Genomic DNA, 15,515 nt, shown 5'->3' with positions numbered 1-15,515 from the left:
CTGACGGGGGTGTTCTCCCCCCGCCCCCCGGGGGGCGGCGGCCAGGCCCCCGTGGGGGTGGCCCCAGGCTACACCCCCGGGGGGGGGGCCCCCACCCCCCCCCCCCCCCCACGGGCAGCCGGTCGATGAGCATCGGCACCGTGCTGAATCTGTTGCGGGACGAGTTCCCCGAGGTCACCATCTCCAAGATCCGCTTCTTGGAGTCGGAGGGGCTGGTGGAGCCGCGGCGGACGCCGTCCGGCTACCGCAAATTCAGCCAGCAGGATGTGGAGCGGCTCGGCCATATCCTCCGGATGCAGCGTGACCACTACCTGCCGCTCAAGGTCATCCGGGAGCATCTGGACGCCCTGGAGCGGGGTGAGCCGCTGCAGCTTCCTGCCGTTTCGCAGGGAGCTCAGCAGGCCGGGCCGCTCGACGGCGACCCCGGCGCGGTCCCGGACGGCCCCACGGCCGCCCGGGTCGGCCGTGCCGAGCTGCTGGCAACGGCCGAGGTCAGCGAGGCGGAGCTGGCCGAATGGGAGTCGTACGGGCTGCTCGCGCCGACCGCGGACGGCGGGTACGACATCGAGGCGGTGACCGTTGCCCGGCTCATCGCCGAACTCGGTCGTTTCGGCCTGGAACCACGTCATCTGCGAATCATGAAAGCCTCCGCCGAGCGCGAGGCCGGAATGGTCGAGCAGGTGGTCGCCCCGCTGCGGTTGCATAGAAATCCGCAGACCAGAGCGCATGCGGAGGCCAGTGTGCGGGAGCTCGCCACGCTCTCCGTACGGCTGCACGCGGCCCTGGTGCGATCGGCTCTGAGGGTCCAGGAGCGGTGACCGACCGGGCCCCGACTATCCAAACCGGCCGGGCACGTCCTAGGGTTGCTGTGTGAACGAGCTCGACGTCGTGGGTGTCCGGGTGGAAATGCCCTCCAACCAACCGATCGTGCTCCTGCGTGAAGTGGGAGGCGACCGCTACCTCCCCATCTGGATCGGACCAGGTGAGGCGACCGCGATCGCCTTCGCTCAGCAGGGCATGGCTCCGGCGCGCCCGCTGACCCATGACCTTTTCAAAGACGTACTCGAAGCGGTCGGCCAGCAGCTCACGGAGGTCCGGATCACGGATCTGCGCGAGGGGGTCTTCTACGCGGAGCTGGTCTTCGCCAGCGGCGTGGAGGTCAGTGCCCGGCCGTCCGACGCCATAGCGCTCGCGCTGCGCACCGGAACGCCGATCTACGGCAGCGACGGCGTGCTGGACGACGCCGGTATCGCGATCCCGGACGAGCAGGAGGACGAGGTGGAGAAGTTCCGCGAGTTCCTCGACCAGATCTCGCCCGAGGACTTCGGAACCAGCAGCCAGTGAACCGTATGCCGGTCCTCGCTCGCGCATTCGAGTAGCCTTTCCCGGACGAGGGACACGGGAAACCACCCTTAGGGTGATTATCACTCGGCGTGCCGAGTGTGGCGATCGTTGACGCACCCCGGGTGACTGCCTACCTTCAAGATGGCAGGTCGAGGACGGAGGTCGGCGTGAGAAGCACCGGCGACGGCACGGCGGCCGGAGGTCCGTATGCGCTCCAGGGGAGCGCATCGGCCGATCCGGCATTGAAGGCTCGGGTCGCGGCACAGGCCGCACCGCCGCGTGAGCCCGCCGCAGGGGGGACGGAGCGGATCGGATACCGCGGACCCACTGCGTGTGCGGCCGCGGGCATCACCTACCGCCAGCTGGACTACTGGGCGCGTACCGGGCTGGTGGAGCCGAGCGTCCGGCCGGCGTACGGCTCGGGCAGCCAGCGGCTCTACAGCTTTCGGGACGTGGTCGTCCTCAAGATCGTGAAGCGGCTGCTGGACACCGGGGTGTCGCTCCAGAACATCCGGGCGGCGGTGGTGCACCTGCGTGCCCGGGAGCTCGACGACCTGGCCCAGATGACGCTGATGAGCGACGGCGCGACCGTCTACGAGTGCACCTCGCCCGATGAGGTCGTGGACCTCCTCCAGGGCGGCCAGGGCGTCTTCGGGATCGCCGTGGGCGTCGTCTGGCGGGATGTGGAGAGCGCGCTGTCCCAGCTGCACGGCGAGCGGGTGGACACCGGCGAGACGCTGGTCCGGCCCAACCCGACCGACGAGCTCGCGGCGCGCCGCAACCGGGCGGGTTAGCACCAGCCCTTCCGACGGGCGCCCCGGAGGTGAACCGAGTGGCGCCCCCGGGCCCGCCCCTGGCCGTCGATGCCGCCCCATTGTCAGTGGTGTGCGGCAGCATCGGGGGTGTGAGGGGTGCGCCGACGATTCTCCATCTGGACATGGACGCCTTCTACGCCTCGGCGGAGCAGGCGGCCAAGCCAAGCCTGCGCGGAAAGCCGGTGATCGTGGGGGGCCTGGGGCCGCGTGGTGTGGTGGCCACGGCCTCGTACGAGGCCCGGGTGTTCGGGGTGCACTCCGCCATGGCGATGGCCCAGGCCCGCCGCCTGTGTCCGAACGCGGCGTTCCTCATCCCCCGCTTCGCGCTCTACCGCAAGGTGAGCGACGTGGTCATGGCCCTGCTGCACACGCTGTCGCCGCTGGTGGAGCCGCTGAGCCTGGACGAGGCGTTCGTCGATCTGGAGGCGGGTGGCACCGAGCCCAGCGTGGCGGCGGCGCGCGCCGTGGCGGAGCGGCTGCGGGCCGACATCAAGGCGGTCACCGGGCTGACCGGGTCGGTGGGGCTCGCCGGATCCAAGATGCTCGCCAAGATCGGTTCGGAGCAGGCCAAGCCGGATGGTCTGGTGGTCATCGAGCCCGGGACGGAGCGCGATCTGCTCGGCCCGATGTCGGTGCGGACGCTCCCGGGCGTCGGTCCCGCCACGGCGGAGACGCTGCGCCGGGCCGGGATCCACACCGTGGCCGAGACCCGGGAGGCGGGCGAGGCCGAGCTGGTGCGGCTGCTGGGGCGGGCCCACGGCGCGTCGCTGTTCCTGATGGCCGAGGGACGGGACGAGCGGCCCGTCGTCGCCGAGCGGGACGCCAAGTCCATCTCGGTCGAGGACACCTTCGACGTCGACCTCACCGACCGCACCCGGGTGCAGCTGGAGATCGCGCGGCTCGCCGACCGCTGTGTGCGGCGGCTGCGCGAGGCGGGCCGCTCGGGGCGGACGGTCGTGATCAAGGTGCGGCGGTACGACTTCTCCACGCTCACCCGTTCGGAGACCCTGCGCGGGCCGACCGACGACCCGGCGGTGGTGCGCGAGGCCGCGGCGCGGCTGATCGACGGGGTGGACACCACGGCGGGTGTCCGGCTGCTGGGGGTCGGCGTCAGCGGTCTGGCGGACTACACGCAGGAGGACCTCTTCGCGCAGGCAGCCGCCCAGGCCGCGCAAGCCGCGCAAGCCGCACAAGTGGCTCAGACCGCGCAGGCCGCTCACGAGGCCGTGGGGGACGCCGTGCGCCCGCCGGGCCCCGAGAGGCCGGAGCTCGTGGGAGAGGGCGCGGGAGAGGCCTCTGAGGACGCTGAGAAGCCGCGACGCTGGCTCCCGGGCTCCGATGTACGGCACGCCGAGTATGGGGCGGGCTGGGTGCAGGGGAGCGGAGTGGGCCGGGTGACCGTGCGCTTCGAGGAGCCGTGGTCGCCACCGGGCCGGGTGCGGACGTTCCCCGTGGACGACCCGGCGCTACAGCCTGCCGACCCGCTGCCGCTGCTGCGCCCGGACGCGGATGCCGGCGCGGAAGAGGGCGAGGTCCCGCCCCGGCAGGTCCCGGAGTCCGGTGGTGGGTCCGAGCACGGGCCCGAGCCCGGCCGGGGTCGGGGTCAGCCCGTGACGTCCAGGCCGTAGTGGTGGTAGAGCTGAAGCTCCTGCTCGGGGGAGAGGTGGCGGCCTACCCCGAAGTCCGGGGCGTCCTTGATCAGTGACCGGTCGTACGGCACCCGCAGGGTGTCGCCGACGACCTCGCTCGGTTCGAGCGGTACGAAGACGTCCCGGCTGAACAGCCCGGTGCGTACCGCCGCCCATTCGGGCTCGCCGGTCGCGTCGTCGAGATAGACCTCGTCCACGGTGCCGATCTTGGCGCCCTCGCGGTCGAATGCCTTGCGGCCGATCAGGGTCCGCGGGTCGATATCGGTCTGCACGCTCTCTCCCACAGGTGGCAAACAGATGACAAGCAAGTGGCAAGTGCCCATTGCTACCTACAAAAAGCCACATCGCCGCACTCGGCCACTCGAACGCCCGCGACCGTCCCCCGCGGCGGACGCGACCGTCCCCCGTGGCAGAACCGCTGGTACGCTGACTGTGGCTGCAGACCCCGTGCGGGAGAGTCCTCCGCCGACGCTGTCGGAGGCGCCGAAGGAGCAAACCCTCCCCGGAATCTCTCAGGCACACGTACCGTGCGGGTGAGGTCACTCTGGAAAGCAGGGCGGGCCACGGGCGAGCAGAGTTCCGGAACCCTTCCTCACCGACGGTGAAAACCGGTCAGGCGGTATGTGGACCGGTGAAGCTCTCAGGTTGAGATGACAGAGGGGGAGGCCGTCCGGGCACCCGAGCCGCGGTGCCCCTCGTAGGTCGTCACAGACCAGGAGGCCCCCGCAGATGACCGCCAATCGCATCGCACTCTCCGACTTGGAATCCAGTACTCCGTTCGAGCGGCGTCATATCGGCCCGGACGGCGAGGCACAGGCCAAGATGCTCGCCCAGGTCGGCTTCGGCTCGCTGGACGAGCTCACCGAGGCAGCCGTACCGGACGTCATCAAGAGCACCGGGGCGCTGGACGCCCTGCCGTCGGCCCGCAGCGAGCCGGAGGTCCTCGCCGAGCTGCGCGCGCTCGCCGACCGCAACCAGGCGCTGCCGTCGATGATCGGCCTCGGCTACTACGGCACCCACACCCCGCCGGTGATCCTGCGCAATGTGCTGGAGAACCCCGCCTGGTACACCGCGTACACGCCCTACCAGCCGGAGATCTCCCAGGGTCGGCTCGAGGCGCTGCTGAACTTCCAGACCGTCGTCGCCGATCTGACCGGGCTGCCCACGGCCGGTTCCTCGCTGCTGGACGAGGCCACCGCGGCCGCCGAGGCGATGGCGCTGTCGCGGCGCGTCGGCAAGGTCAAGGAGGGCGTCTTCCTGATCGACGCCGACTGTCTGCCGCAGACCATCGCGGTCATACGGACCCGCGCCGAGCCGACCGGTGTCGAGGTCCTCGTCGCCGACCTGGCCGAGGGCATCCCGGACGAGATCGCCGAGCGCGGGGTCTTCGGCGTGCTGCTGCAGTACCCGGGCGCCTCCGGCGCGGTGCGCGATCCGCGCCCGGTCATCGAGCGCGCCCATGAACTGGGCGCCGTCGTCACCGTCGCCGCCGATCTGCTCGCGCTCACCCTGCTCACCTCGCCCGGTGAGCTGGGCGCGGACATCGCGGTGGGCAGCAGCCAGCGGTTCGGCGTCCCGATGGGCTTCGGCGGACCGCACGCCGGTTTCATGGCGGTGCGCGACGCCTACGCCCGCAACCTCCCCGGCCGTCTGGTCGGGGTCTCGGTGGACGCCGACGGCGACAAGGCGTACCGGCTGGCGCTGCAGACCCGTGAGCAGCACATCCGCCGGGAGAAGGCCACCAGCAACATCTGCACCGCGCAGGTGCTGCTGGCCGTGATGGCCGGGATGTACGCCGTCTACCACGGCCCGGACGGGCTCGCGGCGGTCGCCCGCCGCACCCACCGCTACGCCTCCGTGCTCGCCGAGGGGCTGCGGGCCGGTGGCGTCGAGGTGGTGCACGGCGCGTTCTTCGACACCCTCACCGCGCGGGTGCCGGGCCGGGCCGCCGAGGTCGTCGCCGCGGCCCGCGAGGCGGGGGTCAACCTCCGGCTGACCGACGCCGACCACGTCGGCATGGCCTGCGACGAGACCACCGGCCGCGCGCAGCTCGCCGCCGTATGGTCCGCCTTCGGGGTGGACGGCGGCAACGGCGACGCCTCCGGGATCCCCGGGATCGACGAGCTGGACGCCTCGGCGCCGGACGCGCTGCCCGCGGCCCTGCTGCGCCAGGACGGCTATCTGGCCCACCCGGTCTTCCACCAGCACCGCTCCGAGACCGCGATGCTGCGCTATCTGCGGCGCCTGGCCGACCGGGACTACGCCCTGGACCGGGGCATGATCCCGCTGGGCTCCTGCACCATGAAGCTCAACGCGACCACCGAGATGGAGCCGGTCACCTGGCCCGAGTTCGGCGCGCTGCACCCCTTCGCACCGGCCGAGCAGGCCCAGGGCTATCTGACCCTGATCCGTGAGCTGGAGGAGCGGCTGGCCGAGGTCACCGGCTATGACAAGGTCTCGCTGCAGCCGAACGCGGGGTCCCAGGGCGAGCTCGCCGGGCTGCTGGCGGTGCGCGCCTACCACCGGGCCAACGGGGACACCCAGCGCACCGTCTGCCTGATCCCGTCCTCGGCGCACGGCACCAACGCCGCCAGCGCCGTGATGGCCGGTATGAAGGTCGTCGTGGTCAAGACCGGCCAGGACGGCGAGGTGGACACCGACGACCTGCGCGCCAAGATCGAGCAGTACGGCGACCAGCTGGCCGTCCTGATGGTCACCTACCCCTCCACCCACGGGGTGTTCGAGGAGCACATCACGGAGATCTGCGCGACCGTGCACGACGCGGGCGGCCAGGTCTACGTGGACGGCGCCAACCTCAACGCGCTGGTCGGACTCGCCGAGCCCGGCCGGTTCGGCGGCGATGTCTCGCATCTGAACCTGCACAAGACCTTCTGCATCCCGCACGGCGGCGGCGGCCCCGGCGTCGGCCCGATCGCGGTGCGCGAGCATCTGGCGCCCTACCTCCCCAACCATCCGCTGCAGCCCGCCGCCGGACCGGCCACCGGCGTCGGCCCGGTCTCGGCCGCGCCGTGGGGCTCCGCGGGGATCCTGCCGATCTCGTGGGCGTACATCCGGCTGATGGGTGCCGAGGGGCTGCGCCGCGCGACCCAGGTCGCGGTGCTCGGCGCCAACTACGTCGCCAAGCGCCTCGAGCCGCACTACCCGGTGCTCTACACCGGCCCCGGCGGCCTGGTGGCCCATGAGTGCATCGTGGATCTGCGTCCGCTGACCAAGGCCACCGGCGTGACCGTGGACGATGTGGCCAAGCGCCTGATCGACTACGGCTTCCACGCGCCGACGATGTCGTTCCCGGTGGCCGGGACGCTGATGATCGAGCCGACCGAGAGCGAGGATCTGGCGGAGCTGGACCGGTTCTGCCAGGCGATGATCGCCATCCGGGCCGAGATCGAGAAGGTCGGCTCCGGCGAGTGGGCCAAGGAGGACAATCCGCTGCGGAACGCCCCGCATACGGCGGCGTCGCTGACCGCGGAGTGGGACCACCCGTACTCCCGGGAGGAAGCGGTCTTCCCGGCCGGGGTCTCGGCGGCCGACAAGTACTGGCCGCCGGTGCGGCGGATCGACGGGGCCTACGGGGACCGTAACCTCGTCTGCTCCTGCCCGCCGCTGGAGTCCTACGAGGGCTGAGGGGTCTCAGCCCGGCGATGCGTCAGTGGGGCCGGTTCGGCGGATGCGCCGGGCCGGCCCCTGATAGTTACGTGTCGTCGACGGCGGAGGTCAGGCCGCGGTGACGACGTGCTCGGAACCCAGCGGTCGGCATGGTGCGATCACACGCCCGTCCGGCAGCAGCTCACCGGTGTCCTCGAAGAGCAGGACGCCGTTGCACAGCAGGCTCCATCCCTGCTCCGGGTGGTGCGCCACGAGATGGGCGGCCTCCCGGTCGGCGGAGTCGGCTGACGGGCAGGGTGGTTGATGCTGGCACATGACAGGGTTCTTTCGCTGCGGAGTGGTGAAGGTCCTGCGGCTCGCTGCGGCGTTCATGGCCGCCCCCCGTGGTTGAGTCGGTCGATTGCTCCAGTGTTGCCCTGCGGCCTGGAATCCGCAGGGATTTCGCGGTACCGGTCTCGCTAGATAATGACGCATCACCCGTCCGGACGGTTCATCGCGGCCGGACTGTTACGAGGATGCTGCGGAGCGCCCCGTGATCCGGCGGTCACGGGGCGCTCCCAAACTGATGAAGGACCAGGTCAGGCAGGTGAGCCAAGCAAGGGGGCCCGCGTCAGCCGGTGGGTGAGGACGGGCAGCAGATCGGTTGCGCGGTGCGCCCGGTGGGCCGCGATACCGGGCGGGGCCGGGGCGAGCGGCACCAGCAGGTCCCCGGCGCCGAGGCCGCCTTCGGCGCCGTCCGCGGTCAGGTCGCCGTGCAGCCACAGCGTGACCATGTAGAGCTCGGGGATGGACAGCAGCCGAGGCTGGTACGCCGAGGGCAGCGACTCGGCCTCGCTCAGGGCGAGTTCGGCCGAGCTGACGTAGGGGCCCTCGGAGAAGTGCGAGAAGGCCCAGCCGTCGGCGGTGAGCATCGCCTCGGCGGCGGCCACCGTACGGTCGCCGTCGCGGATCAGGAATCGCCAGCCGGTGAGCCGGGTGCGCGGCGGGCCGTCGGCGGCGGTGATGTCGTCCAGGACATGGACGGGGAGCGGGAGTTCGGGTTCGAAGGGGCCGGTGAGCGTGGAGAGCACGGGGGTGCGGGCCTCGCGGACGGCGGTGGGGGAGTCAAGGGCCGTGAGGACGCTGCGCAGGGCGGGCGCGGGGGCCTGGGGCACATGCAGCGGCATGGTGGGTCGCCTCTCGCTTTGAAGACACGGTGAAGCGATAGCGGGCCGGGTTTGGGCGGCGCTGTCGGTGGAACACGGGTCAGAGGGGAGCCGGAACAGACCGTTCGGGCGTTATCTCTCTGCCTCGTTAGCCGAGTTTATACGACAAGTGTTCCCGTTGTGTTTCGTCTAGCCGCTGCCGATATCGCCGACAAGAGGATATCCAGACCCCGGGAACGCGGGGATTTTCCCCGATTCAGTGCCAGATGAACGGATATGACCTGGCATTTTGAGGCCCGCGCGGTAGGCTGGAACTCGCTGGTCCTTTTCCCCGGCGCAATGCGCAGTTCCACAGAGCCTACCGGCTGGGTGGGGATCGCGGGGCGTTATCGATCACATTGGTGGGCATCATCGAGCGTGGTGTGCACATGCCCGGCGCCGATGATCCACTCAGAGGAGGGACGCTTCGATGGGGGAGAAGCTCATAGCCGGTGAGTTCGACCCGTCCGGCCGGCGACGGCAGCGCGTCCGGTTGCGGCAGTGCCTCGACGGGCTGGGCCGGCTCCTGGCCGACAAGCGATTCGACCGTCCGAAGAATCTGATGGGGCTGGAGATCGAGCTGAATCTCGCCGGGGCCGACGGGCTGCCGAGGATGATGAACGCGGAGGTTCTGGAGCGCATCGGGAGTCATGATTTCCAGACCGAACTCGGGCAGTGCAATCTTGAAGTAAACATCGTGCCCCACCGTTTGCACGGACGCGTTCTCGATCAGCTCTCCGAAGAGCTCCGAACCGGTTTGTCATATGCCGACCGCAAGGCGCGGGAAGTGTCTTCCGAGATCGTGATGATCGGAATTCTGCCAACCGTCGCCGCGGACGATCTGGGATCCACGAACCTCTCCTATGACGACCGTTACAAACTTCTCAATGAGCAGATGCTGGCCGCCCGTGGTGAGGATTTCCTCATCGACATCGAGGGCCGGGAGCGATTCACCTACGCCAGCTCCTCCATCGCCCCCGAGGCGGCCTGCACCTCCGTCCAGCTCCATCTGCAGGTCACCCCGGGCCGCTTCGCGGACGCGTGGAACGCGGCGCAGGCGGTGGCCGCCGTGCAGATCGCGGTGGGCGCCAACTCCCCCTTCGTCTTCGGCCACGAGGTGTGGCGCGAATCCCGGCCGCCGCTGTTCCTCCAGGCCACCGATGTGCGCCCGCCGGAGATCGCTGCCCAGGGGGCGCGCCCGCGCACCTGGTTCGGCGAGCGCTGGATCGACTCCGCCTACGAGCTGTTCGAGGAGAATCTGCGCTACTTCCCGCCGCTGCTCTCCACCGGCGAGGACGAGGACCCGCTGCGGGCGCTGGACGAGGGCGGGGTGCCCGAGCTCCAGGAACTGGCGCTGCACAACGGCACGATCTACCGCTGGAACCGGCCCGTCTACGACGTCGTGGACGGTGTGCCGCATCTGCGCGTGGAGAACCGCGTGCTCCCGGCCGGGCCCACCGTCACCGATGTCATCGCCAACGCCGCCTTCTACTACGGGCTGGTCAGGGCGCTCGCCGAGGAGTCCCGCCCGGTGTGGTCCCGGCTGCCGTTCGCGGCCGCCGCGGCCAACTTCGAGGCGGCCTGCCGGCATGGCATCGACGCGGTCCTGCAGTGGCCCAAATCCGGCCGTTCGGCGTCCCTGACCCGCACCTCCGCCGTACGGCTGGTCCGCGAGGAGCTGCTGCCGCTCGCCGCGTCCGGCCTCGACTCCTGGGGTGTGGAGCCCGCCGACCGCGACCGCTATCTCGGCGTGATCGAGGAGCGCTGCAAGCTGGGGGTCAACGGCGCGTCCTGGCAGGCGGCCACCTACCATCGGGCGCTGGGCGGCGGACTGGACCGGGAAGCCGCCCTCGCGGCGATGACCCGCCGCTACTGCGCCCTGATGCGGACCGACGCACCGGTGCACACCTGGCCCACCGATCTCTCCGGGTGACGCCCCCACCGTGGACCATGACCCCGTATTGTCCGGTGAACGGGGCGGGTGCACCGATGAGGCGGAGAGACGGAAGTGGGGACAGGAGTGCGGTCACAGGCGCGGGGCGTGGAGTTGCCCGTGGTCGAGGACGGGCTCTCGCGGCGGATGCTGCGCAATGAGACGCTGCTCGTGCTGGCGCTGTCCCTGGGCGCGAGCGGGCTGTCCGCGCTGATCAGCTTTATCGGCTCGGTGACCAAACCGGGCGGGCTGAAGGACCAGGCGGCCAATCTCAACTCCTCCGCGGCGCCGGGGCGGCCCTGGCTGGATCTCGCCTGGCAGCTGTTCGGCATCACCACCGCGCTGGTGCCGGTCGCGCTCGTGGCCCATCTGCTGCTGCGCGAGGGCGCCGGGCTGCGGGTGATCGGCTTTGACCGCGACCGGCCCCGGTTCGACCTGGCGTGGGGCGCCGCGATCGCGGCCGCGATCGGTGGCACCGGGCTGCTGCTGTACCTCGGGGCGCGGGCCGTCGGGGGCAATCTGACGGTGGTGCCCGAGTCGCTGCCCGACGTCTGGTGGAAGATCCCCGTACTGATCGCCTCCGCCGTGCAGAACGCGGTGCTGGAGGAGGTGGTCGTGGTCGGCTATCTGCTGCGCAGGCTCGGGCAGTTGGGCTGGACCCCGATGGCCGCCCTGCTGGCCAGCTCGGTGCTGCGCGGCTCGTACCACCTCTACCAGGGGATCGGCGGCTTCTTCGGCAATATGGCGATGGGCGTGGTCTTCGTGCTGCTCTACCGCCGCTGGGGGCGGGTCGGGCCGCTGGTCGCCGCCCACGCGCTGATCGACATCGTGGCCTTCGTGGGATACGCCGCGCTGGCGGGCCGGGTGGACTGGCTGCCCACGGCCTGACCCGCCGTCCGGCGTTGTGCGACGGGCCTCAGGCCAGCAGCTCGCCGTCGATGACGGTGACGGCGCCGCCCGTCAGCAGCGTACGGTCGCCGCGCAGCGAGGTGCGGACCAGGCCGGTGCGCGCGGACGCCTGGAGCCCCGTCAGCTCGTCACGGCCGAACCGGGCCGACCAGTAGGGCGCGAGCGCGGTGTGCGCGCTGCCGGTGACCGGGTCCTCGTCGATGCCGACGCGCGGGGCGAACATCCGCGAGACGAAGTCATAGCCGCGCCCGGGGTCCTCGGCGGCCGCCGTCGCGATGACGCCCCGGTGGCTGATCCGCTTGAGCGCGGCGAGGTCGGGGGCCAGGGCGCGCACGGTCTTCTCGTCGGCCACCTCGATCAGGAGGTCGTCGATGAACGGGCCGGCGTGCTGGGCGGACACGATCCGGGCGCCGAGCGCCGCGCCGACCTCGGCCGTCTTCTCGGGCGCTCGCAGCTCGGTGAGTGAGGCCGTGGGGAAGTCCAGTGTGATCGAGCCGCCGTCGTCGGCCGTCGCCGACAGCACCCCGCTGAGGGTGGCGAAGCGGACCGTGCCGGTCGCGGCCCCCGTGACCTTCAGGACATGGGTGGTGGCGAGCGTGGCATGGCCGCACATGGGTGCCTCGGTGACCGGGGTGAACCAGCGCAGCGCCCAGTCGGCCTCCGCGGCCCGGGGGAGGGGGTGGGCGAAGGCGGTCTCGGCGAGGTTGACCTCGGCGGCGACCTGCTGGAGCCAGTGGTCGTCCGGGAAGGCGTCGGTGTCGAGGAGGACGACCCCGGCCGGGTTCCCGGCGAAGGGGCGGTCGGTGAACGCGTCGACGATTCGTATCCGCATAAGCCGACCGTAGGCGGCGGGCGGCGGGTGGGCCATGGCCAATCGCCCGGATGTGGCTCCCTCCAAGGCGGGGCAGGGCGAGTGGTGAGGGAGCCGCAGTGCGGGAATCGGCTCTCAGGGTGCCCGGGGGTCTCGGCGTGGCGGGAGAAGGGGGTTGGCATCCGATCGGTTCCGATATATCGTTGAAGTGTCGTGATGGATCGGCGATAGAAAGGAGCGTCACGATGCGTTCTCATGGACATGGACACGGACGTGAGCACTGCGGACCCGGCCACCGTGGCTGGAGCGAAGGTGAGGGGCGTGAGGGGCGGCGCGCGGCGTTCGGCCCGTTCGGCCCCGGATTCGATGGTCCGCCCTTCGGCGGCCCCCCGTTCGGCGGCCGTGGCCGCGGCGGACCGGGTGGCCGGGGGATGCGCGGCCGGGCGCGGCGCGGCGATGTGCGCGCCTCGATCCTGGCCCTGCTGAAGGACCGCCCGATGCACGGCTACGAGATGATTCAGGAGATCACCGAGCGCAGTGGGGGAGCCTGGCGGCCCAGCCCCGGCTCGGTGTACCCCACCCTTCAGCTGCTCGAGGACGAGGGGCTGATCGGCAGCGAGAGCGAGGGCGGCAAGAAGCTGTTCGCGCTCACCGACGCCGGCCGCGCCGAGGCCGAGGCGGTGCCCGCCGCCCCGTGGGAGGAGGCCGGACGCGGTATCGACTGGGAGGCCATGCAGGAGGTCCGCCAGGCGGGCTTCGGGCTGATGGAGGCGTTCGCCCAGGTCTGGCGGACCGGCAGCGCGGAGCAGCGGCAGAAGGCCGTCTCCGTCATCAATGAGTCGCGCAAGCGGCTGTATCTCATCCTCGCCGAGCAGGAGGCGGCGAACGGCGACGCCGAGCGCGGCGGCGAGAGCTGAGCCCCGTCGCAGGGGGTGCGGCCGCGCGGGGGCGGCGGAGCGGGACGAGGGAGGCGGGGGAGTTCAGACGACCAGTGCGCTCAGCTTGCGCAGCGATTCATTGAGCGCGGTGGACGCCGAGTCCTTGAGCTTCCCCGCCATCAAGGAGACCGCCGCCCCCGTGAACTCCCCGTCGACGCGCACCGTCGTGGCATCGCCGTCCGGTGTCAGCGAGTAGCGCATGGTGAGGTTCACGCCCATCGGGCCCTTGCCCCGGGTGGTCAGCAGCCGGGCCGGTTCGCACTCCTCGACGGTCCAGGTCACCTCCGCCGGAAAGCCCATCAGCTTCATGTTCTCCTGATAGGTGGCCCCCACCTCCAGTGTGGCCGGGCCGCCCTGCGGGAAGCTGGTGTGGGTGGCGTTCCAGTCGCCGTACGTGGAGAAGTCCGTCAGCCGGGCCCAGACCTTCTCGGCCGGTGCCTCGATGCGTGTCTGCGCGCTGACCTCGGCCATGGGGGAGTCCCTTCGGCGCGTTGCTGCGGGGTGTGGTGCGACGGTGCCGGGCAACGTAGCCCTGGGCCGCGGAACATTCAATACTGACGGGTCATCAGTTCCCGTCCGTCAGGGTCGGTCTCGGCCCCTCTCCTCCCCGAGGAGGAGAACCGGTCATCCACGCACAACCACGGCGGGATGCGCACATGCTTCCCGGCGAGGATGCTCCGGCCTGAAGGGACTGATGGGGTGAGAGTGTGCGAAGTCCTACCCTTTCCGCCGGCCCGGACGACACCGGATGCGAGGACCGGGTGAGCGACGTGGTGGCCGACGTGATCGCGGGGGCCCGCCGGCGCGCCATACGCGACGGTGCCAGGTGATCCGGCTGCTGGGGTATCTGGTGCAGCGCGCCATCGGGTACGGGCTCCGGTGGAGCGGCAGCGTCGAGGACTCGGGGGCGGTGCCGTCGGCGGGGAGCGGATTGGCCGGATGGTCGCCCGCCGCGGCGGCGGCCCTCGATACGGCGGTCCGCCGCGCCGCTTCCCGTGGCGCGTCCCGCGCCGACGGCCTCGATCTGCTCGCCGCGTTCGTCCGTGACCGGGAGTGTCGTGCCATGGAAGTGCTGCGGCGCGCGGGTGTCGCCGTCGCGCCACTGGTCAGCGCGTTGGAGGGGGAAATCTGACAGTAGTCACAGGGGTGACGGTGCTGTCGCGAGCTGACATGATGGCCCGGTGCGCGTATCCGGAGATCACTCACAGCAGAGGAATGCCGGCCTGGGGCTCGCCCTGCTGTCGGCGTTCACGTTCGGCGGATCGGGTGTCGCCGCCAAACCGCTGATCGAGGCGGGGCTCGCGCCGCTCGAGGTCACCTGGCTGCGGGTGACGGGCGCGGCCTTGGTCCTGCTGCCCCTGGCCTGGCGCCATCGCGGGCTGCTGACCCGCCGCCCAGGACTGCTGGTGGGCTTCGGCCTGCTGGCCGTCGCGGGGGTGCAGGCGTGTTTTTTCGCGGCGCTCTCCCGGATTCCCGTCGGCGTGGCGCTGCTCATCGAATACCTCGCGCCCGCGCTGGTGCTGGGGTGGGTGCGGTTCGTCCAGCGGCGGCCGGTGAGCCGGGCCGCGGCGGTCGGGGTCGTGCTGGCCGTCGGCGGACTCACCTGTGTGGTGGAGGCCTGGTCCGGGCTGAGCTTCAACCCCCTCGGAGTGCTGCTCGCCCTCGGCGCGGCGTTCTGCCAGGTGGGCTACTTCGTCCTCTCCGACCACGGCAGCGACGGCCAGGACCCGGCGGATCCGCTCGGTGTCATCGCCCATGGAGCGCTGATCGGGGCCGTGGTGCTGACCGTGGTCAGCCGCCCCTGGGGCATCGACTGGACGGTCCTCGCCGGGCGCGCCGACCTGGCGGGCTCCCGTGTCCCCGCGGCGGCGCTGCTCGCCTGGATCGTGCTGGTGGCGACGGTGCTCGCGTATCTCACCGGGGTGGTGTCGGTGCGTCGGCTCTCGCCGCAGGTGGCCGGGGTGGTGGCCTGTCTGGAGGCGGTGATCGCGACCGTTCTGGCATGGGTGCTGCTGGATGAGCACCTGGGCGTGGCGCAGGTCGTCGGCGGTGCGGTGGTGCTGACCGGCGCCCTGATCGCCCAGACCTCCACCCCGAAGGCCGCGGCGGCCGAGCCGGTGGCTGCCTCGGCGCCGGTGGAGGGGGAGCGGGAGTTCACGGCGCGGGGATGACCGGCCCCGCCGCCTAGTGCCGCGTCAGTCAAGGTTCGCCCGGTAGCGAGGCGTCCTGGTGCGGTCAGCCGCAAGGCGCCGAATCGGCCTCGAGGGGGCACCGCCCGGACGAAGTCCGGGGGAGGGCCTACTCG

At 71.3% G+C, this 15,515-nt stretch carries 14 protein-coding genes, 1 pseudogene and 1 riboswitch; of the genes and pseudogenes, 10 read left to right on the top strand and 5 right to left on the bottom strand.

The annotated features are described in order from the left end of the window. Window positions 1-125: 125 nt before the first annotated feature. From ACFXB5_RS45100 to ACFXB5_RS45085, 4 genes are all read left to right on the top strand, one after another. Window positions 126-818, top strand: a complete 693-nt coding sequence (locus tag ACFXB5_RS45100; RefSeq protein ID WP_385219695.1) for a MerR family transcriptional regulator — start codon at window positions 126-128, stop codon at window positions 816-818. A 52-nt stretch (window positions 819-870) separates the two neighbouring features. Continuing rightward, on the top strand, window positions 871-1,344 hold the full coding sequence (locus tag ACFXB5_RS45095) for a bifunctional nuclease family protein (RefSeq protein WP_014058684.1): 474 nt from the start codon (window positions 871-873) through the stop codon (window positions 1,342-1,344). Window positions 1,345-1,511: 167 nt separating this feature from the next. Further along, the gene (locus ACFXB5_RS45090) at window positions 1,512-2,138 is read left to right on the top strand and encodes a MerR family transcriptional regulator (protein ID WP_385219693.1); all 627 of its coding nucleotides are present in this window, start codon (window positions 1,512-1,514) and stop codon (window positions 2,136-2,138) included. Window positions 2,139-2,248: 110 nt separating this feature from the next. After that, a complete protein-coding gene (locus ACFXB5_RS45085) occupies window positions 2,249-3,787 on the top strand; it encodes a DNA polymerase IV (RefSeq protein ID WP_385219692.1) in 1,539 nt (512 codons plus the stop codon). On the opposite strand, the gene ACFXB5_RS45080 is transcribed toward ACFXB5_RS45085, so the two are convergent. Then, entirely contained in the window at window positions 3,763-4,080 is a 318-nt protein-coding gene (locus tag ACFXB5_RS45080; RefSeq protein WP_020873604.1) for a PRC-barrel domain-containing protein, read from the bottom strand. The two genes, ACFXB5_RS45085 and ACFXB5_RS45080, sit on opposite strands and share 25 nt — an antisense overlap. Before the next feature lie 168 nt (window positions 4,081-4,248). Continuing rightward, window positions 4,249-4,346: riboswitch (glycine riboswitch) on the top strand. 191 nt (window positions 4,347-4,537) lie between these two features. Between ACFXB5_RS45080 and gcvP the strand changes: the two genes are divergently transcribed. Further along, window positions 4,538-7,453 (top strand): aminomethyl-transferring glycine dehydrogenase, encoded by a 2,916-nt coding sequence (gcvP, locus tag ACFXB5_RS45075; protein ID WP_385219689.1) that lies wholly within the window; start codon window positions 4,538-4,540, stop codon window positions 7,451-7,453. Between the two features lie 90 nt (window positions 7,454-7,543). On the opposite strand, the gene ACFXB5_RS45070 is transcribed toward gcvP, so the two are convergent. Both ACFXB5_RS45070 and ACFXB5_RS45065 read right to left on the bottom strand, forming a co-directional pair. Continuing rightward, window positions 7,544-7,750: a DUF5999 family protein gene (locus ACFXB5_RS45070; RefSeq protein ID WP_037964925.1), complete on the bottom strand. Its 207-nt coding sequence runs from the start codon at window positions 7,748-7,750 to the stop codon at window positions 7,544-7,546. 263 nt (window positions 7,751-8,013) lie between these two features. Beyond that, window positions 8,014-8,601, bottom strand: a complete 588-nt coding sequence (locus ACFXB5_RS45065) for a hypothetical protein (protein ID WP_385219687.1) — start codon at window positions 8,599-8,601, stop codon at window positions 8,014-8,016. Between the two features lie 448 nt (window positions 8,602-9,049). On the opposite strand from ACFXB5_RS45065, the gene ACFXB5_RS45060 reads away from it, so the two are divergent. Continuing rightward, the gene (locus tag ACFXB5_RS45060; RefSeq protein WP_385219686.1) at window positions 9,050-10,552 is read left to right on the top strand and encodes a glutamate--cysteine ligase; all 1,503 of its coding nucleotides are present in this window, start codon (window positions 9,050-9,052) and stop codon (window positions 10,550-10,552) included. A gap of 147 nt (window positions 10,553-10,699) precedes the next feature. Then, complete coding sequence (locus ACFXB5_RS45055; RefSeq protein WP_385219699.1) at window positions 10,700-11,440, top strand: CPBP family intramembrane glutamic endopeptidase; 741 nt, start codon at window positions 10,700-10,702, stop codon at window positions 11,438-11,440. Between the two features lie 28 nt (window positions 11,441-11,468). On the opposite strand, the gene ACFXB5_RS45050 is transcribed toward ACFXB5_RS45055, so the two are convergent. Then, window positions 11,469-12,293, bottom strand: coding sequence for a PhzF family phenazine biosynthesis protein (locus tag ACFXB5_RS45050; protein WP_385219684.1), 825 nt, complete (start codon window positions 12,291-12,293; stop codon window positions 11,469-11,471). A gap of 224 nt (window positions 12,294-12,517) precedes the next feature. Here ACFXB5_RS45050 and ACFXB5_RS45045 point away from each other — a divergent pair, with 224 nt between their 5' ends. Next, entirely contained in the window at window positions 12,518-13,189 is a 672-nt protein-coding gene (locus ACFXB5_RS45045) for a PadR family transcriptional regulator (protein WP_385219682.1), read from the top strand. Window positions 13,190-13,252: 63 nt separating this feature from the next. Here ACFXB5_RS45045 and ACFXB5_RS45040 read toward each other — a convergent pair whose 3' ends face one another. Beyond that, window positions 13,253-13,681: an SRPBCC family protein gene (locus tag ACFXB5_RS45040; protein ID WP_385219680.1), complete on the bottom strand. Its 429-nt coding sequence runs from the start codon at window positions 13,679-13,681 to the stop codon at window positions 13,253-13,255. A 236-nt stretch (window positions 13,682-13,917) separates the two neighbouring features. On the opposite strand from ACFXB5_RS45040, the pseudogene ACFXB5_RS45035 reads away from it, so the two are divergent. Beyond that, window positions 13,918-14,342 (top strand): annotated as a pseudogene (locus tag ACFXB5_RS45035) (peptidase). A gap of 49 nt (window positions 14,343-14,391) precedes the next feature. After that, complete coding sequence (locus tag ACFXB5_RS45030) at window positions 14,392-15,381, top strand: DMT family transporter (protein WP_385219679.1); 990 nt, start codon at window positions 14,392-14,394, stop codon at window positions 15,379-15,381. Window positions 15,382-15,515: the final 134 nt, after the last annotated feature.

It is taken from the genome of Streptomyces sp. NPDC059455, from assembly GCF_042750115.1.
GTDB lineage: Bacteria > Actinomycetota > Actinomycetes > Streptomycetales > Streptomycetaceae > Streptomyces > Streptomyces endocoffeicus.
Note: the sequence above shows the minus strand (reverse complement) of the source record. Positions and strands in the feature narration are given on the sequence as shown.